We start from the raw sequence: 22,723 nt of genomic DNA, 5'->3' as shown, positions 1-22,723 counted from the left end.
CGTCCCTCAGCTTCTTCGCGGTGAGGCCAGCAGACAACTCGCTCTCGTACGCGGCTCGTTGTGCTCGCTCACCTGCCAGCCCGCCCGCTCCAGCGTCTCGGCACAGGCGTGCAGCGCCGCCCCGTCCGGGTCGCGCACGGCGACGGCCTCGGGCTGCGGGGTCGCCCGCACCCGGTAGCCCCCCGTGCCGTCCCGACCGGCCGGCCGGTGCCCGGCGGCCTCCAGGGCCAGCGCGGCGGCCTGCACCAGATGTGTGCGCTCCCAGCCGCACGGCCGGTCCACGGAGCCGTCCGGATTCGTCATCCGGCGCAGCTCCAGCAAGCCCTGCCAGGCGCTGTGCACCTCACGGGTGCGGGCCGGACCGGTGTCCGGCAGGTCCTCGCCGCCGATCCGGGCGGCGAAGACCCCGGCGGTCGCGAGGGTCTCCGCGACCGGCTCGGCGACCTCGGGCGGTGCCTCCCGTACGCGATGCCCCGCCGGGGTCAGAAAGTGGTCGTGCGGCGGGCGCGGATGCCGGAACGCGAGCCCCCGCTTCACCAGCGCGGCGAGCTGCGCCTCCGTACCCCGCAGCCGCCCGGTGACGGGATCGGCGGCGTCGATGACACGCCGCTGCGCGGCGGTCGGCGGTCGTGTCACGGCGTGCTCCTCCCCGCCGCGTCGAGGGGTGTTCGCGGCTCATTCGAAGGCTACGACGGGGGTCTGACATTCCAGGCGGCGACCACCGGCCGCCCGTGCTCCGTGCCCAGCCGGCCCAGCGTCCCGGTCGCCAGCTGGAACAGCGCCCCGTACGACGGCGGCAGCCCGAGCCGCCGCGCGGTGAGGACCCGCAGGAAATGACCGTGCGCCACCAGCACCACCACACCCTCGGTGTTCGCGAGCGCCGCGTCGACCTCGGCCAGCACGCGGTCGGCGCGCTGCCCCACCTGCTCCGGGCTCTCCCCGGGATGGTCCGGCGGCCCGGGCGCGACCCCGTCGGTGAACAGGAACCAGTCCGGCCGGGTGCGCTGGATCTCGACGGTCGTGATTCCCTCGTAGCCGCCGTAGTCCCACTCCCGCAGATCCGGGTCGACGCGTACGTCCGTCAGACCGATCAGCTCGGCGGTCTCCCGGGCCCGCTGCAAAGGGCTGACGAACGCGGCGCCGACCCGGTGCGAACGGATCAGCGGCACCAGTCCGCGCGCCTCCGCCCGCCCCTTCGCGGTCAGCGGGACATCGGTCCAGCCGGTGTGCCGCCCCGACCGGGACCATTCGGTCTCTCCATGCCGTACCAGGAAAAGATCGCCCATACCTCACAGGCTATGGGCCCACCGCTCCAACGTCGCGAAATCGGTCTCGCGCAGACCTCTGCGCGGGTCCACCTTGAGGAGGAGCGCCGAACCGTCGTGGTGCTCCTCGACGTGCCGTACGTCCAGGTCGGTGACCAGGTCGTCCACCCAGACGAAGGGACGTCCCGCCGCCCAGGCCACCACCTGCCGGGTCTTCCAGTAGAGGCGGTCCGGGTCCTTCGCGAACACGCCGGTGAACTCGATCACCGGGAGGTCGCCGGGGAGCCCTACCACCGGCGCGATCATCTCGTTGGCGTGGTGCATCCAGGTGGTGGCCCAGACCGGCTCGTACGGCAGCGCCAGTATTCGTTCGCCGTGCCCGGGGTGCAGGCGCACCCGGAGCCCGCGCCGCAGCCGCCGGGAGCCCGGCTCCTGCCGGGCCGACCAGTTCGCCGGCCACATCCGACGGGTGACATAGCCGCGGTGGCGCAGGAACCGGGCGCCGTACGGGTTGAGGGGGCCGTCGACGTCCAGGAGGAGTAGGGGGAGGTCCGTCATGCGGAGGAGCTACCCAGGGCGGGGCGGGGTTACTGGCGATACCCGCCGAGGAACCGTCCGATCCGCCCGATCGCCGCCTCCAGGTCGTCCGCGTGCGGCAGCGTGAGGATGCGGAAGTGGTCGGGGGCGGGCCAGTTGAAGCCGGTGCCCTGGACCACCTGGATTTTCTCCCGGAGCAGCAGGTCCAGGACGAACTTCTCGTCGTCGTGGATCTTGTGGACCTTGGGGTCGAGGCGGGGGAACGCGTACAGCGCGCCCTTCGGCTTCACGCACGACACCCCGGGGATCTCGTTGAGCTTCTCCCACACCACGTTGCGCTGTTCGTGCAGTCGCCCGCCCGGAACGGTCAGGTCGCGGATGGACTGACGGCCGCCCAGTGCGGCCTGGATGGCGTACTGCGCGGGCGCGTTGGGGCACAGTCGCATGGAGGCCAGCATCGTCAGGCCCTCCAGGTAGTTCTTGGCGTGCTGCTTCGGGCCCGTCACCACCAGCCAGCCCGAGCGGAAGCCGGCCACCCGGTACGTCTTCGACAGGCCGCAGAAGGTGAGGACGACCAGGTCCGGAGCGAGCGCGGCGGCCGAGTGGTGCACGGCGTCGTCGTAGAGGATCTGGTCGTAGATCTCGTCCGCGAAGACCATCAGGCCGTGCCGGCGGGCGAGGTCGAGGATGCCCTCGATGATCTCCTTGGGGTAGACGGCGCCGGTCGGGTTGTTCGGGTTGATGATGACGACGGCCTTGGTGCGGTCGGTGATCTTCGCCGCCATGTCGTCCAGGTCCGGGTACCAGTCGGCCTGTTCGTCGCAGAGGTAGTGGACCGCCTTGCCGCCGGAGAGGGTCGTCACCGCCGTCCACAGCGGGAAGTCCGGGGCGGGGATGAGGATTTCGTCGCCGTCCTCCAGCAGCGCCTGTACGGCCATGGAGACCAGCTCGGAGACGCCGTTGCCCAGGAACACGTCGTCGACGTCCACCTCCAGGCCCAGGGTCTGGTAGCGCTGGGCGACCGCGCGGCGGGCGGAGAGGATGCCGCGCGAGTCCGTGTAACCGTGGGCCTGGGGGAGCATCCGGATCATGTCCTGGATGATCTCCTCGGGCGCCTCGAAGCCGAAGAGCGCGGGGTTGCCGGTGTTCAGGCGCAGGACGCTGTGGCCCGCCTCCTCCAGTGCGTTGGCGTGCTCGATCACCGGACCGCGGATCTCGTAACAGACCTCGCTGAGCTTGCTCGACTGCCGGAACTCCATTGCGCCCTCGCCCCATCGGCTTCGTGTGTTGCTTGGTTTTACCAAGTGTGAGCTTGGAAAGTCCAACAACATGTCTAGACTGCGTCGCATGTCACCTCGCCGAAGCTACGACCAGTACTGTTCCGCGGCCCGGGCCCTCGACCTCGTCGGCGACCGCTGGACCCTGCTGATCGTCCGCGAACTCCTCGCCGGTCCGCGCCGCTACACGGACCTGCACGCCGATCTGCCGGGCGTCAGCACGGACGTACTCGCCTCACGGCTGAAGGACATGGAGAGGGACGGGCTGACGACGCGGCGGCGGCTGCCGCCGCCCGGTGCCGCCTACGTCTACGAACTCACCCGGCGCGGACGGGAGTTGCTGCCCGTGCTGCAGGCCCTCGGTGCCTGGGGCGCACCCGAGCTGGGGGAGCGGCGGCCCACGGACGCGGTACGCGCCCACTGGTTCGCGCTGCCGCTGCTGCGGGCGCTGGAGGGGGAGGGGCTCGTCGAAGTCCGGCTGGAGGAAGGGGAGTTCCATGTGTTCGTGGGGCTGGAGGGGGATGGCGAGGTCTACGGCGAAGGGCCCGCGCCCCGGGAGCCCGACGCCCGGCTCGTGCTCGGTGTCGACACCTGTACGGCCGTCGCCCAGGGGGAGTTGAGTCTTTCCGACGCAGTGCGCGCCGGACGAGTGGAGGTGAGCGGCGAGGGCACGCTCGCGAAGGCGCTGCGGGAGGCCTGAAACGGGGCTGTGTATGACAGAAGGCCCGCCAGGGGCGGGCCTTCTGACGAGACGTCACATGCCGGGCGGCGGTACGCGCCGGGGCCGTCCCGACCCCCGCGTCAACGCATACCCGCCGATGCCCGCGAGCGCGGCCAGCACGCCGCCCACGCCGGTCCACACCCAGCGGTCGGACCACCAGCCCGACGACCAGCCGCCGTCGGGCTCGATGCTCGACAGCGCCGCCGACGTGGAGGACGAACTGTCTTCGTCCGACGTCGACTTGACCGCGATCCCCGGCGTCAGAGGCTCCGCCAGCGAGCCGTCCACCGCCGCCGAACCGCCGATGTCCTTGGCGTCCACCCGCAGTTCGGTGCTCACCGGCTGGCCCAGGTCCGAGGACTGGAGGTCCACGACCGTCAGCCGGACGTAGTACGTCCCGGGCAACGGGTCGTTGGCCCACTGCTCCGACCAGGCACGGACCGTACGCAGCGTGCACGCCAGGTCCAGGGAGGCGGTGCCCTGTGCGGCGGTGCGCGTCGCGGCCCCGTACTGGCAGGCCTGGCGGCGCCGGAGCCCGTCGTAGACATCGAGCTGCCAGGTCTCGCCCGCGTGCGTGTCCGGGAGCTTCACCGTCGCCTTGACGGTGGGGCGTTGACCGGCGTCCGCGGCGAACGACCAGTACAGGTAGTCACCCGTGGAGCCGCTCGCGGTGCCCGTCTGTCCCTGGTCGAGTTCCGTGGCCGTACGGAAGGAGGTGCCGGCCTGAGTGGGGGCCGAGCTGCCGTCGGAGGAGGTGGAGGAGGGGCTCGCGGAGGGCGAGGAGTCCGCCACCGCGGGTCCCGCGGCCAGACCCGCCATCAGCAGGGCCGCGCTCAACACACGTGTGATCCGCATCAGTTGGTCCTCCAGACCGCGAGACGCCAGCGGGACAGCCAGCCCCAGAGCAGACCCGCCACGAAGCCGGTCAGCACGAGGGCGCCGAGCAGCCACCAGCCGCGGCCGAGGCCGAAGGCGGCCACGTCGCTCGCCTTGCTGGGCGCGTCCACGACGTCGACGGTCAGTTCCAGCGGCAGACCGGGCGTGGTCTTCACCCCGGAGACCGCCGAGAAGGAGTTGGTGACCTGGAGACACACGGTCTCGGCCGGTGCGTTGTCGTCGTCGCTCTCCGCCTTCGGGTAGCGCAGCCCGGTGGAGATGACGTCCGTACGGCCGTTGCCCGTGCCCTCGCCGCGCACGATCTCGCGTCCGTGCACGGTGACCGCCCGCAGCAACACCCCGTAGTCCGGGTTCACTTCGCGGTCGGCGCCCACGCTGACCGAAGCGCGCAGCTCCTGGCCGGGGCCGACGTCCACGCGGTAGAAGCGCTGCTTGCCGAACTCCTCGCGGTCCGTGTACAGACCGGACTTGAGGGTCGGGGCGCTGGAACACTGGGCTGTCCCCTCGGTGGCGACCGGAGTCACCACGGGGTCGGCCGCGCGGTCCACCAACTGGCCCATGCGGTCGGAGAGTTCCTCCTTGTGCTGCACGGACGTGTACGTGCCGCCGGTCGCGTCCGCGATGCAGCTGAGCTGGTCGCGGGTCTTGGCGTCCGGCACCAGACCCAGGGTGTCGATGGTCAGGCCGATGCCCTTGGCCGCGATCTCGCGGGCCACCTCGCACGGGTCCAGCGGCTGGCAGGTGTCCTCGCCGTCGCTGATCAGGACGATACGGCGGGTGCCGTCACCGCCGTCCAGGTCGTCCGCCGCCTTGAGCAGCGCGGGCCCGATCGGTGTCCAGCCGGTGGGCTGGAGCGTCGCCACCGCGGTCTTGGCCTCGGTGCGGTTCAGGGTGCCCACCGGGTACAGCTGCGCGGTGTCCTTGCAGCCCGTCTTCCGGTCGTTGCCGTGGTAGTTGGCGCCCAAGGTGCGGATGCCGAGCTGCACTTCCTCGGGTGTCGCGTCGAGCACCTCGTTGAACGCCTGCTTCGCCGCGGCCATCCGGGAGCCGCCGTCGATGTCCTTGGCGCTCATGGAACCGCTGACGTCCAGCACGAGTTCGACCTTGGGGGAGGCCGTGGAGTCCGTCTCGTCGGCGACCGCTCCGGCCGGGAAGGCGACCCCGGCCGTGAGGGTGGCGAGCAGGGCACAGATCCCCGCCGCCAGCCGTTGTCTTGTGATCATCGCCGGATCCTATTGATCAGATGGACCGGGCTCCAAAACGAGCGGGTTGGGCAGCCCCGTCCACTGGTCCCCGGGCAGCTCCGGCGACAGCCGCATCAGCGTCAACGCCTTTGTCGGCAGCGGCTGTCGGAGGAGCGCGAGGAGGTCGGGCGTCCGCTCCAGCTCCGGTACGACGGCCGCCAGCGCCGCCCTGAGCGCCGTACCGGAACCGGCCGTACCCGCGAGCGCGCCCGCCACCAGCGAGCCGAACAGCTTGCGGCGCAGGGTCGTCTCGTCGTCGGTGACGATCCGTCCGCTCAGCTCCGGGACCGGAATGCCGTGCCGGGCGAGGCGCTTGGGGCTCACCCGGATGTCGGCGAGATCGCGGTACACCAGGCGGATCGGGGCACCCGTCCGGTTCAGCACCACCAGCAGGTTCTGACCGTGTGCCTCAAGGGCCACACCGGACTCCAGCAGACGCAGACCTACGACGAGAGCGAGACGGGTGAACTCGGCCAGCCAGACGGGCGAGTGGGGCAGGCCGGTGGTCGCGAGGGCGGCCACCGGCAGGACCCGCTCGCCCGCTTCCGTGGCCGCGTACGTCTGCGGCGACTCCCGCAGCACGGCCGCCAGGTCGGGGGAGTCGGCCGTGACGGCGCCCAGTGTGCGGGTGACGTGCAACAGGCCGTCCGAGCGTGCCGCCAGGGTCTCCCCGAATGCAGACAGGGCCGCTGACAGACCGATCGAGTAGACCGAGATGTCCCGTACCGAGGACGTCAGCCGCGCGCTCAGCGCGGTCTTGACGTGCGTGCCGCCCGCCAGTGCCAGCGTGCGCAGCGACATCAGCGGATGCGCGTCCACCGGAGCGTCCCCCGCGCGCTTCAGCACATGGGCCGCCTGCCACGGGTGCACCGGGATCAACAGCCGCCCCGCGTTCCGCAGTTCGTCCGGCCACGCGCCGGTCAGCAGACATTCTCCCGCCCGCACCGGCACCGACCCCAGCGCCACCACCGGCCGGTGCTCGGGCCCGTACGCGAGCTGCTCGGCCACCGAGAACCCGGGCCGGGAACGGCAGCTGGGGTGGAAGGGATGCCCGTCGACGATCCGCTGCTCCCACTCCCAGTCGTGCTCCGGCCACTCCTCCGTGTGCGCGGGCTGGTTGGCCCGGGACAGCGCCAACGAGGCCACGCTGTGCCCGAGTTCGGCCGCGAAGCCCGTCCCGTGCGGCACCGCGAGATCGGTCATCAGGCGCGCCGGATCGTCGTGGGCCACGCCGTCGAGGTGGACGACGGTGACGTACGCGTCGGTCGCGTACGGATCGGCGGGCGGGCCGTGCAGCGTCCGGCCGCCGGAGAGCCGTAGGACCAGGCCCGGGGACCGGCCGGTGATCCACGGCAGCGGCTCATGGGCGAGCGCCCGCCACAGCCGGGTGAGGACCGCCGCACGGGCGCCGGGCAGCTCGGCCGCGTACCGTTGCAGGAGGTCGGGCCGTGCGGCGGCGAGTTCCTCGGCCACCTCTGCCTCGGGATGCGGGGGACGGTCCACGGTCGACTCCTCGGGTGCGGACGGGGCGTCAGGGTCGGTGACGACGAGAGACATACTGATCGCGATCGCAGGACACGGACTTAGGGAACGAATGGATCGCGTCGACTTCACATCTCCGGGCGCCGGCACGGCCGAGCGCGCCGACGCGTACGCGGCGGCGCCCCTGCTCAACTGTCTGCTCCGGGAGGTGGCCCGGCCACTCCCGGACCCCGGGGAGCGACGCGTGTACCGGCTGCCGGGGAGCGGCCGACTGCTGCGGGTGCGCGGCGAGCGGCGGCCCGCCGAGCCGGAGGTGTACGCGGACGGCGACTGGCACCGCGTCGGCCACCCCGAACTCGTGAAACTCGTCGCCGAGGAACTGGCGCGGTACATCGGGGTGTCCAACCACGAACTGCCCGCCGAGATGACCGACAGCCGTGACGCGATCGCCGCGCTGCTCACCGCGCGGGAGTCCGCGACGGCGCCCGACGACCCGTATCTCCGCTCCGAACAGTCCTTGATCACCGGCCATCCCTACCATCCCGCGCCCAAGGCCCGCGGCGGCGGCCCCGTCGCGGGCTGGCTGCCCTACGCCCCGGAGGCGTACACCCGCTTCCCGCTGGTGCTGCTCGGGCTGCGCGAGGACGCCGTCGTGGAAGAGGGGGACGTAGCGGCCCTGGACGCGCTGGGCGAGGCCCCGCCGGGCTATCGGCTGCTGCCCGCCCACCCGTGGCAGCTCGACCTCGTGGGCGACGGACTCGCGGAGGCCTTCGCCGACGGCCGGTTGATCCGGCTCGGCACGACGGCGACGCCGGTCTGGCCGACGGCCGCGATCCGTACGGTGTACAACCCCACCGACGACCTGTTCCTCAAGTTCAGCCTGGACGTGCGGATCACCAACGACGTGCGCCGGCTCTGGCGCCACGACCTGCTGAAACTCCGGCGCACCGACAAGGCCGTCCGGGACGCCTTCGCCGCGATGGGCGGCACGGCCGGCTGGTTGAGCGACCGCGGATACCGCACCGCCGCCTTCGCCTTCGAGGAACTCGCCGTCCTGGTCCGCGACGGCCTGCGCGACCACCTCGCGCCCGGCACCACCCCGCTGCTCGCGGCAGGGCTGGTGGAAGGCTTCGACGGCGACCCGCTCGACGGTACGGCGGACCCGACCGGCTGGTGGGAGGCGTATCTGCGGCAGGTCGTACCCCCCGCGCTGGGGGCCTTCGCGGACCACGGCGTCGTACTCGAAGCGCATCTGCAGAACACGGTGGTCGCCGTCGACGCCGACGGAACGCCCGTGCGGGCGCTGTACCGGGACGCGGAGGGCGTGAAGCTGCTGCCGGACGTGGACCGGGCCGCCGGGTGGGAGCGTCTCGTGTACTGCCTGGTCGTCAACCACCTCGTGGAAGTGGCCGAAGTCCTCGCCGAGCGCCACCCGAAACTGGACCCCTGGCCCGCCGTCCGCGCCGAACTGGCCCGCCGCGACGACCTTCCCGAGATCCCCGCACTCCTCGCCTCACCCACCCTGCCCGGCAAGACCAATCTGCTGCTGCGCTGGACCGGCGCGGACGGCGCCGACGCGCGCTATCTGCCGGTGCCCAACCCGCTGGCGGAGTGAGCGTGGGCGCCCGGCGTCAGCCCCGGACCGGGGACCCCGCGGGTGCCGGCGCCTCCCAGGTCAGGGTGAGGCCCGCGTAGAGATAGCGGCTCGCCTCGACGGCGAGCAGCAGCACCGTGTCGCGGGGCGTGATCCGACCCGCGGTCCAGCCCGCGTCCAGGGCCAGAGAGCGTCAGCGGTACGGCGATGCCCTCGGCGAGGGCGATCCCCTTCTTGACCTTCACCCCGATCTCGTGGCTCACGCCGAGCGGGCCGGCGGGCCGTACCAGGACCGCGTCGCCGGCCTTCTCCAGGTCGTGGTCGACGATGGCGCCCACGGTCTTGTCCTGGTCGTTCTCCGTGTCCGTGACATGCGCCAGGACCAGCGCGTACTTTCCGTCGGCCGACCTGAGGGAGGGGGCCTCGGCCGCCCAGTACGAGGTCACGTTGGTCAGTTCGTGACGGGCCTTCAGCGCGGCGGCGAGGTTCGCTCCCGCTTTGCCGGCCTCCGGTGCGTCGACCGTGCCGGACCTGGCCTCGACGACCAGGACCAGATTGGGGTCGCCGCCGAACTTCCGGTCGACCAGCTTCCGGGCGGCGACCGACTCGGCCCCGCCGGGGTGAAGCCGCCGCCCTGCAGCTTGGTGAACGCGCCGCCCGAGAGCAGGACCGCTCCCACCGGGGCGACGCCGGAGACGGCCAGCACCAGCCGCGCCCGGCGGACGAGGAACGCGCCGATCGCGGCGTACATCAGACGCCCTCCGTGACACCGGGCCGGTGACGCTGCAGCCAGGCCGACAGCGACAGCGGCTGCCCGTACCGGGCCCAGACCGCGCCGGAGTCGACGACCTGCGGCTCGGTGTCGAGGGCCACGCCCATCTGCATCTGCCGCGCGAGGACCGGGTTGAACGGCTTCATCAGCGCGCTCATCGGCCGGAGCATGCCGAGCGACATCTTGTTCTCGCCCTTGACCTGCTCTCCCATGGAGGCCGCGACGAGTTCGTTGACCTGGGCGAGGGTCAGCGCCTCGGGACCGCCGAGGTCGGCGGAGAAGCCCTCGCCCGCGCGCCCGGCCAGCGCGGCGGCCACCCGGGCCACGTCCGTGCCGGACACCCAGGACACCGGATTGGTGCCCGAGCCCAGCACCATGGCCTTGCCCTTCTTGGCGATCGGTTCGGCGAGCATCTCCACCCAGGTGTCCATGAGGTGGGTGGGCCGCAGGATCGAGAACGGCACCTTGCTGCCGCGCAGTGTGCGCTCCGCCTCGAACTTGAGGCGGAAGAACTCCACCGGACTGTCGGCGCGGGCGCTCGCGGTCGAGAGGTACACGAAGTTCTCGACCGCGGCCTCCCGGGCGACGTCGATCAGGGTGGGGACGCCCTTGCCCTCGATGCCCTTGGGGCCGCTCGCCCCTTTGCCGTTGCCGCCCTGAACGGTGCAGACGATCGCCCTGGCGCCGGTGACGGCCCGCACCAGCGAGTGCCGGTCGTGCAGATCACCGGCGACGACCTCGACGTCCCGGGCGAACTTCACCGAGGAAGGGGTCCGGGTGACGACGCGCACCGCCTGCCCGTCGCTGCGCAGCTGGTCCACGATCTGGCGGCCGACCTTGCCGGTGCCGCCGAAAATGACGATCATGCCTGGCTCCTTTACGCTGTCAGTAAATCTAACATTGTTAGACATTAGATCGGCGATAGTATTCCCGTGTCAACGGAAGGACGAACGTGACGACGAAACCCGAGCTCGCGCAGCCGAAGTCGCAGCCGAGCGCCAGCAGGCAGCGACGCGAGCGGGAGCGTCAGCAGATGCGCGCGCGCCTGCTGGAAGCGGCGAGGGACATCGCGGCCGAGGAGGGCTGGAACGCGGTCACGATCCGCCGCATCGCCAACAAACTCGAATACACCCCGCCGATCCTGTACCAGTACTTCTCCAGCAAGGAGTCACTGTTCGTCGAGCTGATGCTGGTCGGCTTCAGCGAGCTCACCGACCGGCTCGCCACCGCCGCCGAGGCCCCGGCGGAGCAGCGGCTGGCCGCGCTGGCCGAGGCGTACTGGGCCTTCGCGTTCGCCGCGCCCGAGCTCTACCAGGCGATGAACGGCATGGACGGTGTGCCGTTCGGCACCGCCGATACCCCGCCGGAGGCGAAGACCGCCTTCCGTACGTTCCGTATCGCCCTGCAGAGCGCCGCCGAGGCCCGCGGTGCCGAGCTGAGCGACCCCGGCGGGGCGGTCGACACCGTCTGGGCCTTCCTGCACGGCTGTGTCTCACTGGCGATGGCGGGCAGGGTCAAGGGCGGGTCCGAGCGGGCCAGGGCCCTCATGCTGAACGCCGTGGAGCCGCTCTTCGCCGCCCAGTTGAGCCACTAGATCCGGACCTGCGGGACCTCCCAGCGGGCGCCGGTGCCCATGTCCTTGTCGACCTGCTTCCAGATCGGGCCCGACCACACCGCCCGGTAGAGCATGGTGCGGGCGCGGACGGTGAGCGGGTTGCCCCGGCTGCCGACGCGGCCGACCATCCGGGCCGCCTTCTGGAAGGAGTGGACCCGCGGCCGGCGCTCCTCCTCGTAGGCGCGCAGCGCGGCCGAGGGGTCGGTCGCGTATCGAGGACACGAGCCAGCACCAGGGCGTCCTCCAGGGACTGGCAGGCTCCCTGGCCGACGTTGAAGTTCGTCGGGTGGGCGGCGTCCCCGAGCAGGGTGACCCTGCCCTCGCCCCAGCCCCTGTCCGGCCGGCGGTCCACCACGTCGTTGCGGAGGATCACCTCCGAAGGCGTCCGCCCGATGATCTCCTCGACCGGGTCCATCCAGCCCCGGTGCCGGGCCAGCAGCGTGCTCTTGACGTCGGCGCCGTCCCGGCCGCCCGGCCGGGTGTTCGCCACGCTCATCCAGTGCAGGCGGCCCGGAGCGATGGCGTGGAAGACGAACCGGGTGCCGTTGCCGAACATGCACCGGAAGAAGTCGTCCGCCACGAAGTCCGGCTCCACCTGTACGGCCGCCCGCCAGGCCGTGCAGCCGGTGAAGTCGGGCGGGGTGTCGCCGAGCAACTGGGCACGGACGCGGGAGTTGACGCCGTCCGCGACGCCACCTACGACCAGGCCAGGCAGCTCGACCAGATCCAGTTCGACACCGTGCTCCCGAGCGCGGTCGCCTACTGCGAGAGCCCCGCCGACGTGGCGCTCTGCCTGCGCTTCGCCGCCGACAACGACCTGGCGACGGCCGTGCGCAGCGGCGGCCTCAGCGCGGCCGGCTACTCCACCTGTCGGGGACTCGTCGTGGACGTGTCCCGGCTCGACTCGATCGCCGTCGGCTCCGGCTCCGGCACCCTCGGCCCGGGCGCCCAGATGGTCGACATCACCCACACCCTCGGCTCGACGGGCCTGGCCGTCGCCGGCGGCTACTGTCCGACCGTCCGCGCCGGCGGCTTCCTGCAGGGCGGCGGACTGGGCCCCCGGACCCGCACCATCGGCATGGCCTGCGACACGGTCACCTCGGCCCGGGTCGTGCTCGCCGACGGCCGCTGCGTCACCGCCTCCGCCACCGACCACCCCGACCTGTACTGGGCGCTGCGCGGCGGGGGCGGCGGCAACTTCGGCGTCGTGACCTCGTACACCCTCACCACCGCCCCGGTCGCCGAGATCGCCGTGGCCTTCATCAACTGGCCCTACGACCAGGCCGTCGACGTCATGAACGGCTGGGCCCAGTGGCTGGCCGGCGCGCCCTCGGCGGTCGGCGGTCTCGCCGAGGTCAACCTGACCGACCCGTCCGCCACTCCGCAGGTCCAGGTGATCCTGCTGGGACTGGGCGGGCTCGACCGGCTCAACCAGGAGGCGACCCGCCTCGCGGACGCGGTCGGCAGCGCATCCGCCTCCCAGTTCGCCGCCGGCATGCCGTACGAGTCCGCCCTGATGATCGCCTACGGCTGCTCGTCCTACGCCGTCGCCCAGTGCCACCGCACCGGCACCGACGCTCAGCTCCCGCGGACCGCCTGGACCGATGCCCGCAGCCGGCTGTTCACCGGGCCCCTTCCGCGGAGCAACTGGTCCGAGCTGCTCACCGCGTACGACACCGACCGCAGGAGCGGCCGGCTGCGCCAGTTGCGCGCGACCGCCCTCGGCGGCGCGGCGAACGCGATGAGACGGACGGACACCGCCCATGTGCACCGCGACAGCCTCTACCTGCTCACCTACAACGCGTCGATCGCCGTCGGCCCCACCGACGACGACAGCCTGACGGCCGCCCGCGACTGGGCCGACCGCGGGTTCAGGGCCATGGACCCCTACTCGAACGGCGAGTCGTACCAGAACTGCATCGACCCGGCCCTCTCCGACTACATGGCCGCCTACTACGCGGAGAACGCGAACCGGCTGGTCCGGGTGAAGAAGAAGTACGACCCCGACGGCCTGTTCCGCTTCCCCCAGGCCGTGGCCCCCTGAGGGTGACCGCTCCTCCGCGGGAACGGCCGGGTAACCTGCGGGGATGCTGCCTGAGGTCACCGCGACCCGCTACATCGAGCCCCTGCGCTCCGGCGGTTCCGTCCCCGGACTCGTCGAGGCCGACGACCTCGGCACCTACGTCGTGAAGTTCACCGGCTCCGCGCAGGGCCGCAAGGCACTGGTCGCCGAGGTCGTCGTCGGGGAACTCGCCCGCGCTCTGGGACTGCGATTCCCCGAACTCGTGCTGGTGCACTTCGACCCGGAGATCGCCGAGGGGGAACCGCACCAGGAGGTCCGGGACCTGCACAGCGCGAGCGCGGGTCTGAACCTCGGCATGGACTATCTGCCGGGCGCCCAGGACTTCACCCCGGAGGTCGCCGCGCGCTGCACGGTCGACCCGCTGGAGGCCGGGAAGATCATCTGGCTCGACGCGCTGACCGTCAACGTCGACCGCACGGTCCACAGCTCCAACCTGATGATCTGGCCCACTCTCGGCATCGCACCCCCGCGCCTGTGGCTCATCGACCACGGTGCCGCCCTCGTCTTCCACCACCGCTGGGACGGCGCCGACCCCACGAAGGCCTACGACTTCCGCCACCACGCCCTCGGCCGCTTCACGCCCGACACCCGGGCCGCCGACGCGGAACTCGCGCCCCGGGTGACCGAGGAGCTGCTGCGCCGGATCGTGGCCGAGGTGCCGGACGTCTGGCTGGCCGGCGAACCGGGCCTCGCGACCCCCGACGCCGTCCGGGAGGCGTACGTCGACCACCTCCACGCGCGCGTGCGGGCCTCCGCGGCCTGGCTGCCCACCGACTTCCCCAGCGGGGAGGAACTCGCCGCCGAGGAGGCCCGGCGCGCGGCGAAGACACAGCAGGGCCGCCCGAGTTGGCTCAAGCGGGTCCCCGACCTGCACGGCAAGCCGGCGGCGGAACAGGATTGGTCGGTACACCTGGGATGACGGGAAGACGACGGGCATGACCCAACGAGTTGAGATCGAGTACTGCACCCAGTGCCGTTGGCTGCCGCGCGCCGCCTGGCTGGCTCAGGAGCTGTTGACCACCTTCGAGACCGAGTTGACGGAACTCTCCCTGAAGCCCGGCACCGGCGGTGTCTTCGTCGTCCGTGTCGACGACGAGGTCGTGTGGGACCGCCGCGAACAGGGCTTCCCGGAACCCACGGCCGTCAAGCAGCTCGTACGCGACCGAGTGGCCCCGGGAAAGTCCCTGGGCCACTCGGACAACTGAGCGCTCCTGAGATTCAGCCCTTGAGCTGCTCGTACGCCGGCAGCGTCAGGAAGTCCGCGTAGTCGGCGTCGAGCGCGACCTCCAGGAGCAGGTCGTGGGCCTGCTGCCAGTGGCCTGCGGCGAAGGCGTCCGCGCCGATCTCGGCACGGATGTTCTCCAGCTCCTCGGCGGCGATCTTGCGCGCCAGCTCGGGAGTCGCCCGCTCGCCGTTCTCGAACTCGACGTCCGCGTTGATCCACTGCCAGATCTGCGAGCGCGAGATCTCGGCGGTGGCCGCGTCCTCCATCAGGTTGAAGATGGCGACCGCGCCGAGTCCGCGCAGCCACGCCTCGATGTAACGGATGCCCACCTGCACGGCGTTGACGAGTCCCGGATAGGTCGGCCTCGCGTGCAGCGAGTCCACGGCGATCAGGTCGGCGGCCTTGACGTCGACGTCCTCGCGCATCCGGTCCTTCTGGTTCGGCTTCTCGCCGAGCACCGCGTCGAAGGAGGCCAGGGCGATCGGCACCAGGTCCGGGTGGGCCACCCAGGACCCGTCGAAACCGTCGCCCGCCTCACGGTCCTTGTCCGCCTTGACCTTCTCGAAGGCGACCTTGTTGACCTCCTCGTCCCGGCGGGACGGGATGAACGCCGCCATGCCGCCGATCGCGTGCGCCCCGCGCTTGTGGCAGGTGCGGACGAGGAGTTCGGTGTACGCCCGCATGAACGGGGCCGTCATCGTCACGGCGTTGCGGTCCGGGAGGACGAACTTCGGCCCGCCGTCACGGAAGTTCTTGACGATGGAGAACAGGTAGTCCCAGCGGCCCGCGTTCAACCCCGAGGCGTGGTCGCGGAGTTCGTAGAGGATCTCCTCCATCTCGTACGCCGCCGTGATCGTCTCGATCAGCACGGTCGCGCGGATCGTGCCCTGCGGGACGCCGACGTAGTCCTGCGCGAAGACGAACACGTCGTTCCACAGCCGGGCTTCGAGGTGCGACTCGGTCTTCGGGAGGTAGAAGTACGGACCCTTGCCCAGGTCCAGCAGCCGCTGCGCGTTGTGGAAGAAGTACAGCCCGAAGTCCACGAAGGCGCCCGGGACCTGCTCACCGTCCACGAGCAGGTGACGCTCGTTCAGATGCCAGCCGCGAGGCCGCATGACGACCGTCGCCAGCTCCTCGTCCGGCTTCAGGGCGTACGACTTGCCGGAGCTGGGGTCGGTGAAGTCGATCGCGCGGGTGTAGGCGTCGATCAGGTTGAGCTGGCCCGTGACGACGTTCTCCCACGTCGGCGCCGAGGCGTCCTCGAAGTCCGCGAGCCAGATCTTCGCACCCGAGTTGAGGGCGTTGATCGTCATCTTGCGGTCGGTGGGGCCGGTGATCTCGACCCGCCGGTCGTTCAGGGCGGCGGGGGAGGGGGCCACCTTCCAGGAGTCGTCCGCGCGGATCGCGGCGGTCTCCGGGAGGAAGTCGAGGGTGGAGGTACGGGCGATCTCCGCGCGGCGCTCGGCCCGGCGGGCGAGGAGTCCGGCCCGACGGGGCGTGAACCGGCGGTGCAGCTCGGCCACGAAGGCGAGGGCCTCGTCGGTGAGGACCTCCTCCTGCCGGGGCAGGGGTTCGGCGTCGACGACGACCGGCGAGGACGGCGCTGGTGCGGACATGAACTGTCACTTCCTTCAGCGAGCGAGGCACCGGGTGCCAGATGACCCGGGTAGGACGGGGAGCACCCGAGGGGCCGCCGGGCGCTTCTGAACAGTGGATACTAGTTTCCTCATCGTGGAAGTTCAATGGTTTGTTGATGTCGAGATTCTCTGTATCGAGCCAAAGTGGCGCTCAGTGTCATCCCGTTCACTCAAGGTGGACGAGATCCGCCTCAGTGTCGATGTCGTACGGCTTCGCCGCATCCCCGCACTCGACGAGCACGACCGAATCCGCGTGCGCCTCGAGGTAGGCCCGCGCCCCCCGGTCCCCGGTCGCGCTCTCGGCGATCCCGGCCCAGTGCGCGGCCCCGAACAGCACCGGATGCCCGCGTACCCCGTCGTAGGCGGCCGAGACGAGCGAGTCCTCGGAGCGACAGGCCGCCAGCACGCGCGCCACCGCCTCCGCACCGATCCCGGGCTGGTCGACGAGCGACACGAGCGCCGCCCGCGCCCCCGTCTCCGCGAGCGAGTCCAGCCCGGCCCGCAGCGAGGACCCCATGCCCGTCTCCCACTCCGGGTTCTCCACGACCACGCACCCGGTCAGCTCCGCCCGCTCCCGTACGGCGTCGGCGCGCGCCCCCAGGACCACGTGGACGCGGCTGAGCCCGGCCGCGCGCAGCACCCCGACCGCGTGCTCCACGAGGGGCCGGCCCCGGTGTTCCAGCAGTGCCTTGGGCCGCCCGCCGAGCCGTCGCCCGCCCCCGGCGGCGAGCAGCAGCCCGGCCACCTGGTCTTCGTTTCGCGTCATGGGTCCTGCATACCTGACCGGGCGCCGACGGCACGGAATCCTCCGACTTAATTTCGGTCCGCGGAGTGGCGCAGCCCGTACCGGGTGGCGTTTACTGGCCCGCGTCCCTCGGTGCCCGACCAGTGTCGCGGGGTACGCGGCGGGATCACAAAGTTCTTGCGCACGAAGGCGTGCGAGGGGGGAGAGCTGTGTTGCGGAGCTTGGGGCAGAGGCCAGTGACCGGCAGCGACGAGGATCCGAGGGTGGCGGAACTGCGGACCGCGGTGTCCCGGTTGCGCCGCGAACTGGCCGCGCATCCGGCCGAGTTCCCCGACCGCGTGATCGCCGAGGACGAACTCGCGGCGCTGGCCGCGATGACCATCGACGGCATCCCCGAAATCCCGCGCCTGCGCCGCTCGTTGCTCCTCATCGCCGGCGCGATCGGCTCCGTGAGCGCCCTCGCGAGGGGGCTGACGGACGTACGCAACGCCGTGGACCTGTTCGGTCAACCGCGGGGCGGGCAGGGCTAGTTCGGCGCCGGGAACGCTCCCCGGTAGCCCGTGTTCCCGGCCCGGTGCTCGAACTCCCCGCACAGCCAGGTCTCCTGGACGAACTCGGTGCGCGCGCCCCAGGCGTCGAAGATGTTGTCCGGTCCGTACTTTCCCTCGACCAGCCGGTAGACGTCCCTGGCATCGCGGAAGCAGGCCAGATCGTTCATCAGCCCGTGCCCGACCGGGTGGTAGTCGGACCAGGCGCATGCGACACAGCTCCGGAGCCGTACCCCTGGCGGGAGCCGGCGCTGGAGCTCGTTCAGCGCGTCCTCGAAGTCGTCATGGCCTTCCGCGTTGCGGTACTCGTGCCCGTCCAGGCGCAGGGTGGTGATCAGCGTCTCCGCATCCAGCCCCCGGCCCGGTCCGGCGGGGGCCCCGAGCCGCAACGCGCAGTGCAGCACGGCCGTACGCACGCCCTGCTCCCCGACGGTGACGGGCACCGGCACCTCCCATTCCAGGAGACAGGAGCACAGCGCCCCGTCGAAGAAGGCGAACGGGAACTCCGGCGGCTCACCGTCCAGCGTGCCGAGGCCGTCCATGCTGTCGCCCTCGAAGCGGACACCCCGGATCGTCGTACGGATCGACTCCCGGCCGTCCGACTCGAAGACGACGTCCTCGCCGCCGTGCCGGTCGGTGTACCGCCCGGGCCAGCGCTGCAGGGCACTCACGCCGGGTTCTGGCTGGCGAGCGCCTCCGACAGTTCGCCGGCCACCTGCTGGAGGATCGGCACGATCTTCTCGGTCGCCGACTCGGTGACCCGGCCCGCCGGGCCCGAGATCGAAATCGCGGCGGCGGTGGGGGAGTTGGGCACGGAGACGGCGAGACAGCGGACGCCGATCTCCTGCTCGTTGTCGTCGATCGCGTAGCCGAGGCGGCGCACGTCCTCCAGGGCCGCCAGGAAACCCTCGGGCGTGGTGATCGTCTTCTCGGTCGCGGCAGGCATGCCGGTGCGGGCGAGCAGCGCGCGCACCTCGTGGTCCGGGGTGTTGGCGAGCAGCGCCTTGCCGACGCCCGTGGAGTGCGGCAGGACGCGCCGGCCGACCTCGGTGAACATCCGCATCGAGTGCTTGGACGGCACCTGCGCCACGTACACGATCTCGTCGCCGTCGAGCAGCGCCATGTTCGCCGTCTCACCGGTCTCCTCGACCAGCCGGGCGAGGTAGGGGCGGGCCCAGGTGCCGAGCAGTCGGGACGCCGACTCGCCGAGCCGGATCAGCCGCGGGCCGAGGGCGTACCGCCGGTTGGCCTGCTGGCGGACGTAACCGCAGACCACCAGCGTGCGCATCAGCCGGTGGATGGTGGGCAGCGGCAGCCCGCTGCTCGCGGAGAGCTCGCTCAGGCCGACCTCGCCGCCCGCGTCGGCCATCCGCTCCAGCAGGTCGAAGGCGCGCTCGAGGGACTGGACACCACCCGTGGCGGACTTGGTGGAGTCGGTGCTGCTGGCGCTGGACGGCGGCACGGCGCGTTCCTTTCGGCACGGGCGGGAAGGGCTGAAGCCTACCCGGGGGTCGGTTGACTCCCCGCCTGTGCGTAGCTACGTTCTGCTTGCCGGAAGTTTAATTCCGCTTTGTGGAAACATCCAGAGTGTGCGCGGTGGGCGCATGGTGGAGAAGTGTGCCCTTGACGGTACGGGAGCGGGAGTGAAGACTCCTTCAACAGAACGTTGAATTCCGTTACGTGGACGTAAATCCCGTTTCCCGGAAGTAACAACGGCGGCAGAGAGAGGGGTCCGGGTGTCCGACGCTGAACTGGTGGTGCGCTCCACGCGTGTCATCACTCCCGAGGGAACGCGCGCCGCGGCGGTCGCGGTCGCCGGCGGGAAGATCACGGCCGTCCTGCCCTACGACGCCCAAGTCCCGTCCGCAGCACGGTTCGAGGACTTCGGCGACGACGTCCTGCTGCCCGGCCTGGTCGACACCCATGTGCATGTGAACGACCCCGGCCGCACCCACTGGGAGGGCTTCTGGACCGCCACGCGCGCGGCGGCGGCCGGCGGCATCACCACCCTGATCGACATGCCGCTCAACTCCCTCCCGCCGACGACGACGGTCGACAACCTCCGTACGAAGCAGGAAGTCGCCGCGGAGAAGGCCCACATCGACGTCGGCTTCTGGGGTGGCGCCCTGCCCGACAACGTCAAGGACCTTCGCCCGCTGCACGACGCCGGCGTCTTCGGCTTCAAGGCCTTCCTGTCCCCGTCCGGCGTGGACGAGTTCCCGCACCTCGACCAGGACCAACTGTCCCGTTCCCTGGCGGAGATCGCCGGTTTCGGCGGCCTGCTCATCGTGCACGCCGAGGACCCGCACCACCTCGAAGCGGCCCCGCAGCACGGCGGCCCCAAGTACGCCGACTTTCTCGCCAGCCGGCCGCGCGACGCCGAGGACACGGCCATCGCCGGGCTGGTCGCCGCCGCGAGGCGCCTCGACGCGCGCGTGCACGTCCTGCACCTCTCCTCCTCCGACGCGCTGCCGCTGATCGCCGCCGCCAAGGCCGAGGGCGTCCGCATCACGGTGGAGACGTGTCCCCACTACCTGACCCTCACGGCCGAGGAAGTCCCGGACGGCGCAAGCGAGTTCAAGTGCTGCCCGCCCATCCGGGAGTCCGCCAACCAGGACCTGCTGTGGCAGGCGCTGGCCGACGGCACGATCGACTGCGTGGTCACCGACCACTCGCCCTCCACGGCCGACCTCAAGACCGCCGACTTCGCCATCGCGTGGGGAGGCATCTCCGGCCTCCAGCTGAGCCTCGCGGCGGTGTGGACGGAGGCGCGCAAGCGGGGGCACGGCCTTGAGGACGTGGTCCGCTGGATGTCCTCAAGGACGGCCGGACTGGCGGGACTTGACCAGAAGGGCGCCATCGTGGCGGGCCGCGACGCCGACTTCGCGGTCCTCGCGCCCGACGAGACGTTCACGGTGGACCCGGCCGCCCTCCAGCACCGCAACCGCGTCACGGCGTACGCGGGAAAGACCCTCAGCGGTGTCGTGAAGTCGACCTGGCTGCGCGGCCAACGCATCGTGCTGGACGGCGAGTTCACCGACCCGAAGGGGCAACTCCTCACCCGTACCCCCTGATCCACCCTCCCTGCATCCGCAGCGGCCGACTCCCGAAAGGCAGATTCAGTGACGGCGCAGCATCCATTTCCTTTGGCTCGCTTCACCGGCGACGCGAACCCCTATGGAGGCGGTGACCCGTACGCGGACTACCGCACGGCCGACTTCCCCTTCACCCGGTACGCCGACCTCGCCGACCGGCAGCTCGGCGCGGGAGTCATCGCCGCCAACGACGAGTTCTTCGCCATGCGCGAGAACCTCCTGGTGCCCGGGCCCGCCGAGTTCGACCCCGAGCACTTCGGCCACAAGGGCAAGATCATGGACGGCTGGGAGACCCGCCGCCGCCGCGGCTCCTCCGCCGACCACCCCTGGCCGACGGCGGAGGACCACGACTGGGCACTGGTCCGGCTCGGCGCACCCGGAGTGATCCGGGGGATCGTCGTCGACACGGCCCACTTCCGCGGCAACTACCCGCAGGCGGTGTCGGTCGAGGCCACCTCGGTGCCCGGCTCCCCGTCCCCCGAGGAGTTGCTCTCCGACGACGTGAAGTGGACGACGCTGGTCCCGCGCACACCGGTCGGCGGCCATGCGGCGAATGGTTTCTGCATCTCGGTCGAACAGCGCTTCACCCACCTCCGCGTCAACCAGCACCCCGACGGCGGCATCGCGCGCCTGAGGGCCTACGGCGAGGTCGTCCCCGACCCCGACTGGCTGGCGGCGCTCGGCACCTTCGACGTGGTCGCCCTGGAGAACGGCGGCCGGGCCGAGGACGCGTCCAACCTCTTCTACTCGCCCGCCACCAACACCATCCAGCCCGGCCGCTCCCGCAAGATGGACGACGGCTGGGAGACCCGCCGCCGCCGTGACCGGGGCAACGACTGGATCCGCTACGCCCTGGCCGCCCAGGCCCGGATCCGCGCCGTCGAGATCGACACGGCGTACCTGAAGGGCAACAGCGCGGGCTGGGCATCGGTGTCGGTACGGGACGGCGACACCGGCGACTGGCACGAGATCCTCCCGCGCACCCGCCTCCAGCCCGACACGAACCACCGCTTCGTACTCCCCGCTCCGGCGATCGGGACGCACGCGCGCGTGGACATCTATCCGGACGGCGGGATCTCGCGGCTGCGGTTGTTCGGTTCGCTGACGGAGCAGGGGGCGACGGCACTGGCGGCCCGGCACCAGGAGCTGGGCGGCTGACGCCCCACGCCCGCGTGGGGCGCACCGACACCGGCGCGCCCCACTTGTCCTCAGGCCGAGTGCCCGCCGTCCACCACGAACTCCGCCCCCGTGACGTAGTCCGCCCCCGCCAGATACGCGACCATCGACGCCACCTCCTCCGCCGTCCCGAAGCGCCCCAGCGCCGTCATGGCCGCCTGACCGGCCGAGTACGGCCCGTCCGCCGGGTTCATGTCGGTGTCCGTGGGCCCCGGGTGCACGATGTTCGCCGTGATCCCGCGTCCGCCCAGCTCACGGGCGAGCGCCTTGGTCAGCCCGATCAGCGCCGACTTGCTCGTCGCGTACAGGGTTCCGCCGGGTCCGGGCACCCGCTGCGTCATGCACGTACCGATCGTGATGATCCGGCCCCCGGACCGCATCCGCGCGGCAGCCGCCTGCGAGGTCAGGAACACCCCGCGGACGTTCACCGCCAGGACCCGGTCCACGTCGGCGAGGGACAGCCCGTCCAGCGGACCGAGCACCCCCACCCCCGCGTTGTTCACCAGCACATCGAGCCCACCCAGCGCCTCCGCCGCACCCTCCACCGCGTCCGTCGCCTCGGCGGCATCCGCGGAGTCCGCGCGCAGCGCGACCGCCCGCCGCCCCAACGTCACCACCCGCCCTACGACGTCCTCGGCCGCCTCCTTGCCTTCCACGTAGGTGACGGCCACATCAGCGCCGTCCTGTGCCAGCCGCAGCGCCGTCGCCGCGCCGATGCCGCGGCTGCCGCCGGTGACCAGGGCGGCCTTGCCGTTCAGGGTTCCGTAAGTCGTTGTCATGAGCTCATCCCAGCGGCCGGCGCACCCGCGT

25 protein-coding genes are annotated in these 22,723 nt (G+C 71.5%); 9 read left to right on the top strand and 16 right to left on the bottom strand.

Annotated features, from left to right (window positions below; all coding sequences use genetic code 11):
* Positions 1-6 precede the first annotated feature (6 nt).
* From AB0I51_RS33645 to AB0I51_RS33630, 4 genes are read right to left on the bottom strand one after another with little or no spacing between them, the layout of a single operon-like run.
* Positions 7-636 carry a hypothetical protein gene (locus tag AB0I51_RS33645; protein WP_362981750.1) on the bottom strand — a complete coding sequence of 210 codons (630 nt, stop codon included), beginning with the start codon at positions 634-636 and terminating at the stop codon, positions 7-9.
* Positions 637-686: 50 nt separating this feature from the next.
* On the bottom strand, positions 687-1,286 hold the full coding sequence (locus AB0I51_RS33640; protein WP_362981748.1) for a histidine phosphatase family protein: 600 nt from the start codon (positions 1,284-1,286) through the stop codon (positions 687-689).
* Positions 1,287-1,289: 3 nt separating this feature from the next.
* Positions 1,290-1,823, bottom strand: a complete 534-nt coding sequence (locus AB0I51_RS33635) for an HAD domain-containing protein (protein ID WP_362981746.1) — start codon at positions 1,821-1,823, stop codon at positions 1,290-1,292.
* 29 nt (positions 1,824-1,852) lie between these two features.
* The gene (locus AB0I51_RS33630; protein WP_362981744.1) at positions 1,853-3,061 is read right to left on the bottom strand and encodes a pyridoxal phosphate-dependent aminotransferase; all 1,209 of its coding nucleotides are present in this window, start codon (positions 3,059-3,061) and stop codon (positions 1,853-1,855) included.
* A gap of 88 nt (positions 3,062-3,149) precedes the next feature.
* Between AB0I51_RS33630 and AB0I51_RS33625 the strand changes: the two genes are divergently transcribed.
* A complete protein-coding gene (locus AB0I51_RS33625) occupies positions 3,150-3,779 on the top strand; it encodes a winged helix-turn-helix transcriptional regulator (RefSeq protein ID WP_362981742.1) in 630 nt (209 codons plus the stop codon).
* A 54-nt stretch (positions 3,780-3,833) separates the two neighbouring features.
* Here the strand turns inward: AB0I51_RS33625 and AB0I51_RS33620 are convergent, their stop codons facing one another.
* Genes AB0I51_RS33620 through AB0I51_RS33610 form a run of 3 tightly spaced genes read right to left on the bottom strand, consistent with a single transcriptional unit; the run spans position 3,834 to position 7,498 of the window.
* A complete protein-coding gene (locus tag AB0I51_RS33620; RefSeq protein WP_362981740.1) occupies positions 3,834-4,655 on the bottom strand; it encodes a hypothetical protein in 822 nt (273 codons plus the stop codon).
* Positions 4,655-5,920 (bottom strand): VWA domain-containing protein, encoded by a 1,266-nt coding sequence (locus tag AB0I51_RS33615; RefSeq protein WP_362981738.1) that lies wholly within the window; start codon positions 5,918-5,920, stop codon positions 4,655-4,657. Before AB0I51_RS33615 ends, AB0I51_RS33620 begins: the two co-directional genes overlap by 1 nt.
* A 9-nt stretch (positions 5,921-5,929) precedes the next feature.
* Positions 5,930-7,498: an IucA/IucC family siderophore biosynthesis protein gene (locus tag AB0I51_RS33610; protein WP_362981736.1), complete on the bottom strand. Its 1,569-nt coding sequence runs from the start codon at positions 7,496-7,498 to the stop codon at positions 5,930-5,932.
* A 37-nt stretch (positions 7,499-7,535) separates the two neighbouring features.
* On the opposite strand from AB0I51_RS33610, the gene AB0I51_RS33605 reads away from it, so the two are divergent.
* Positions 7,536-9,038: an IucA/IucC family protein gene (locus AB0I51_RS33605; RefSeq protein WP_362981734.1), complete on the top strand. Its 1,503-nt coding sequence runs from the start codon at positions 7,536-7,538 to the stop codon at positions 9,036-9,038.
* Here the strand turns inward: AB0I51_RS33605 and AB0I51_RS33600 are convergent.
* Genes AB0I51_RS33600 through AB0I51_RS33590 form a run of 3 tightly spaced genes read right to left on the bottom strand, consistent with a single transcriptional unit; the run spans position 9,005 to position 10,655 of the window.
* The gene (locus AB0I51_RS33600; protein WP_362981732.1) at positions 9,005-9,463 is read right to left on the bottom strand and encodes a hypothetical protein; all 459 of its coding nucleotides are present in this window, start codon (positions 9,461-9,463) and stop codon (positions 9,005-9,007) included. The two genes, AB0I51_RS33605 and AB0I51_RS33600, sit on opposite strands and share 34 nt — an antisense overlap.
* A gap of 23 nt (positions 9,464-9,486) precedes the next feature.
* Complete coding sequence (locus tag AB0I51_RS33595; protein WP_362981730.1) at positions 9,487-9,768, bottom strand: hypothetical protein; 282 nt, start codon at positions 9,766-9,768, stop codon at positions 9,487-9,489.
* A complete protein-coding gene (locus AB0I51_RS33590) occupies positions 9,768-10,655 on the bottom strand; it encodes an NAD(P)H-binding protein (protein WP_362981728.1) in 888 nt (295 codons plus the stop codon). The genes AB0I51_RS33595 and AB0I51_RS33590 overlap by 1 nt, the downstream gene beginning before the upstream one ends.
* A gap of 86 nt (positions 10,656-10,741) precedes the next feature.
* Between AB0I51_RS33590 and AB0I51_RS33585 the strand changes: the two genes are divergently transcribed.
* Positions 10,742-11,383 (top strand): TetR/AcrR family transcriptional regulator, encoded by a 642-nt coding sequence (locus AB0I51_RS33585; protein WP_362981726.1) that lies wholly within the window; start codon positions 10,742-10,744, stop codon positions 11,381-11,383.
* Here the strand turns inward: AB0I51_RS33585 and AB0I51_RS33580 are convergent.
* A complete protein-coding gene (locus tag AB0I51_RS33580) occupies positions 11,380-11,532 on the bottom strand; it encodes a hypothetical protein (RefSeq protein ID WP_362981724.1) in 153 nt (50 codons plus the stop codon). The genes AB0I51_RS33585 and AB0I51_RS33580 overlap by 4 nt on opposite strands.
* A 395-nt stretch (positions 11,533-11,927) precedes the next feature.
* Here AB0I51_RS33580 and AB0I51_RS33575 point away from each other — a divergent pair, with 395 nt between their 5' ends.
* From AB0I51_RS33575 to AB0I51_RS33565, 3 genes are read left to right on the top strand one after another with little or no spacing between them, the layout of a single operon-like run.
* Positions 11,928-13,448, top strand: coding sequence for an FAD-binding protein (locus AB0I51_RS33575; protein ID WP_362981722.1), 1,521 nt, complete (start codon positions 11,928-11,930; stop codon positions 13,446-13,448).
* Between the two features lie 43 nt (positions 13,449-13,491).
* Entirely contained in the window at positions 13,492-14,406 is a 915-nt protein-coding gene (locus AB0I51_RS33570) for a HipA family kinase (RefSeq protein WP_362981720.1), read from the top strand.
* 16 nt (positions 14,407-14,422) lie between these two features.
* Positions 14,423-14,692, top strand: a complete 270-nt coding sequence (locus AB0I51_RS33565; protein WP_362981718.1) for a SelT/SelW/SelH family protein — start codon at positions 14,423-14,425, stop codon at positions 14,690-14,692.
* A 13-nt stretch (positions 14,693-14,705) separates the two neighbouring features.
* On the opposite strand, the gene aceB is transcribed toward AB0I51_RS33565, so the two are convergent.
* Together aceB and AB0I51_RS33555 are read right to left on the bottom strand one after the other, a co-directional pair.
* Positions 14,706-16,328, bottom strand: a complete 1,623-nt coding sequence (aceB, locus tag AB0I51_RS33560) for a malate synthase A (protein ID WP_362981716.1) — start codon at positions 16,326-16,328, stop codon at positions 14,706-14,708.
* Between the two features lie 187 nt (positions 16,329-16,515).
* On the bottom strand, positions 16,516-17,115 hold the full coding sequence (locus tag AB0I51_RS33555; RefSeq protein WP_362981714.1) for a nucleotidyltransferase family protein: 600 nt from the start codon (positions 17,113-17,115) through the stop codon (positions 16,516-16,518).
* A gap of 188 nt (positions 17,116-17,303) precedes the next feature.
* On the opposite strand from AB0I51_RS33555, the gene AB0I51_RS33550 reads away from it, so the two are divergent.
* Entirely contained in the window at positions 17,304-17,624 is a 321-nt protein-coding gene (locus AB0I51_RS33550; protein WP_078532552.1) for a DUF5955 family protein, read from the top strand.
* Here the strand turns inward: AB0I51_RS33550 and AB0I51_RS33545 are convergent.
* Entirely contained in the window at positions 17,621-18,313 is a 693-nt protein-coding gene (locus tag AB0I51_RS33545) for a DUF6304 family protein (RefSeq protein WP_362981712.1), read from the bottom strand. The genes AB0I51_RS33550 and AB0I51_RS33545 overlap by 4 nt on opposite strands.
* Positions 18,310-19,104: an IclR family transcriptional regulator gene (locus AB0I51_RS33540; RefSeq protein WP_359613303.1), complete on the bottom strand. Its 795-nt coding sequence runs from the start codon at positions 19,102-19,104 to the stop codon at positions 18,310-18,312. The genes AB0I51_RS33545 and AB0I51_RS33540 overlap by 4 nt, the downstream gene beginning before the upstream one ends.
* 274 nt (positions 19,105-19,378) lie before the next feature.
* Between AB0I51_RS33540 and allB the strand changes: the two genes are divergently transcribed.
* The gene (gene allB / locus AB0I51_RS33535; RefSeq protein ID WP_362981710.1) at positions 19,379-20,716 is read left to right on the top strand and encodes an allantoinase AllB; all 1,338 of its coding nucleotides are present in this window, start codon (positions 19,379-19,381) and stop codon (positions 20,714-20,716) included.
* Positions 20,717-20,764: 48 nt separating this feature from the next.
* A complete protein-coding gene (gene alc, locus AB0I51_RS33530) occupies positions 20,765-21,895 on the top strand; it encodes an allantoicase (RefSeq protein ID WP_362981708.1) in 1,131 nt (376 codons plus the stop codon).
* Between the two features lie 50 nt (positions 21,896-21,945).
* Here the strand turns inward: alc and AB0I51_RS33525 are convergent, their stop codons facing one another.
* Positions 21,946-22,692, bottom strand: a complete 747-nt coding sequence (locus AB0I51_RS33525; RefSeq protein WP_362981706.1) for an SDR family oxidoreductase — start codon at positions 22,690-22,692, stop codon at positions 21,946-21,948.
* Positions 22,693-22,723: the final 31 nt, after the last annotated feature.

The sequence above is a fragment of the Streptomyces sp. NPDC050549 genome (assembly GCF_040655035.1).
GTDB lineage: Bacteria > Actinomycetota > Actinomycetes > Streptomycetales > Streptomycetaceae > Streptomyces.
The sequence above is the reverse complement of the archived record's forward strand: the minus strand, read 5'-3'. Positions and strand labels throughout refer to the sequence as shown.

Coding starts and splice junctions, on each gene's coding strand:
- AB0I51_RS33640 (WP_362981748.1), bottom strand. CDS start 1,286: ATGGGCGATCTTTTCCTGGTACGGCATGGAGAGACCGAATGGTCCCGG.
- AB0I51_RS33635 (WP_362981746.1), bottom strand. CDS start 1,823: ATGACGGACCTCCCCCTACTCCTCCTGGACGTCGACGGCCCCCTCAAC.
- AB0I51_RS33630 (WP_362981744.1), bottom strand. CDS start 3,061: ATGGAGTTCCGGCAGTCGAGCAAGCTCAGCGAGGTCTGTTACGAGATC.
- AB0I51_RS33625 (WP_362981742.1), top strand. CDS start 3,150: ATGTCACCTCGCCGAAGCTACGACCAGTACTGTTCCGCGGCCCGGGCC.
- AB0I51_RS33620 (WP_362981740.1), bottom strand. CDS start 4,655: ATGCGGATCACACGTGTGTTGAGCGCGGCCCTGCTGATGGCGGGTCTG.
- AB0I51_RS33615 (WP_362981738.1), bottom strand. CDS start 5,920: ATGATCACAAGACAACGGCTGGCGGCGGGGATCTGTGCCCTGCTCGCC.
- AB0I51_RS33610 (WP_362981736.1), bottom strand. CDS start 7,498: ATGTCTCTCGTCGTCACCGACCCTGACGCCCCGTCCGCACCCGAGGAG.
- AB0I51_RS33605 (WP_362981734.1), top strand. CDS start 7,536: ATGGATCGCGTCGACTTCACATCTCCGGGCGCCGGCACGGCCGAGCGC.
- AB0I51_RS33595 (WP_362981730.1), bottom strand. CDS start 9,768: ATGTACGCCGCGATCGGCGCGTTCCTCGTCCGCCGGGCGCGGCTGGTG.
- AB0I51_RS33590 (WP_362981728.1), bottom strand. CDS start 10,655: ATGATCGTCATTTTCGGCGGCACCGGCAAGGTCGGCCGCCAGATCGTG.
- AB0I51_RS33580 (WP_362981724.1), bottom strand. CDS start 11,532: ATGGTCGGCCGCGTCGGCAGCCGGGGCAACCCGCTCACCGTCCGCGCC.
- AB0I51_RS33570 (WP_362981720.1), top strand. CDS start 13,492: ATGCTGCCTGAGGTCACCGCGACCCGCTACATCGAGCCCCTGCGCTCC.
- AB0I51_RS33565 (WP_362981718.1), top strand. CDS start 14,423: ATGACCCAACGAGTTGAGATCGAGTACTGCACCCAGTGCCGTTGGCTG.
- aceB (WP_362981716.1), bottom strand. CDS start 16,328: ATGTCCGCACCAGCGCCGTCCTCGCCGGTCGTCGTCGACGCCGAACCC.
- AB0I51_RS33555 (WP_362981714.1), bottom strand. CDS start 17,115: ATGACGCGAAACGAAGACCAGGTGGCCGGGCTGCTGCTCGCCGCCGGG.
- AB0I51_RS33525 (WP_362981706.1), bottom strand. CDS start 22,692: ATGACAACGACTTACGGAACCCTGAACGGCAAGGCCGCCCTGGTCACC.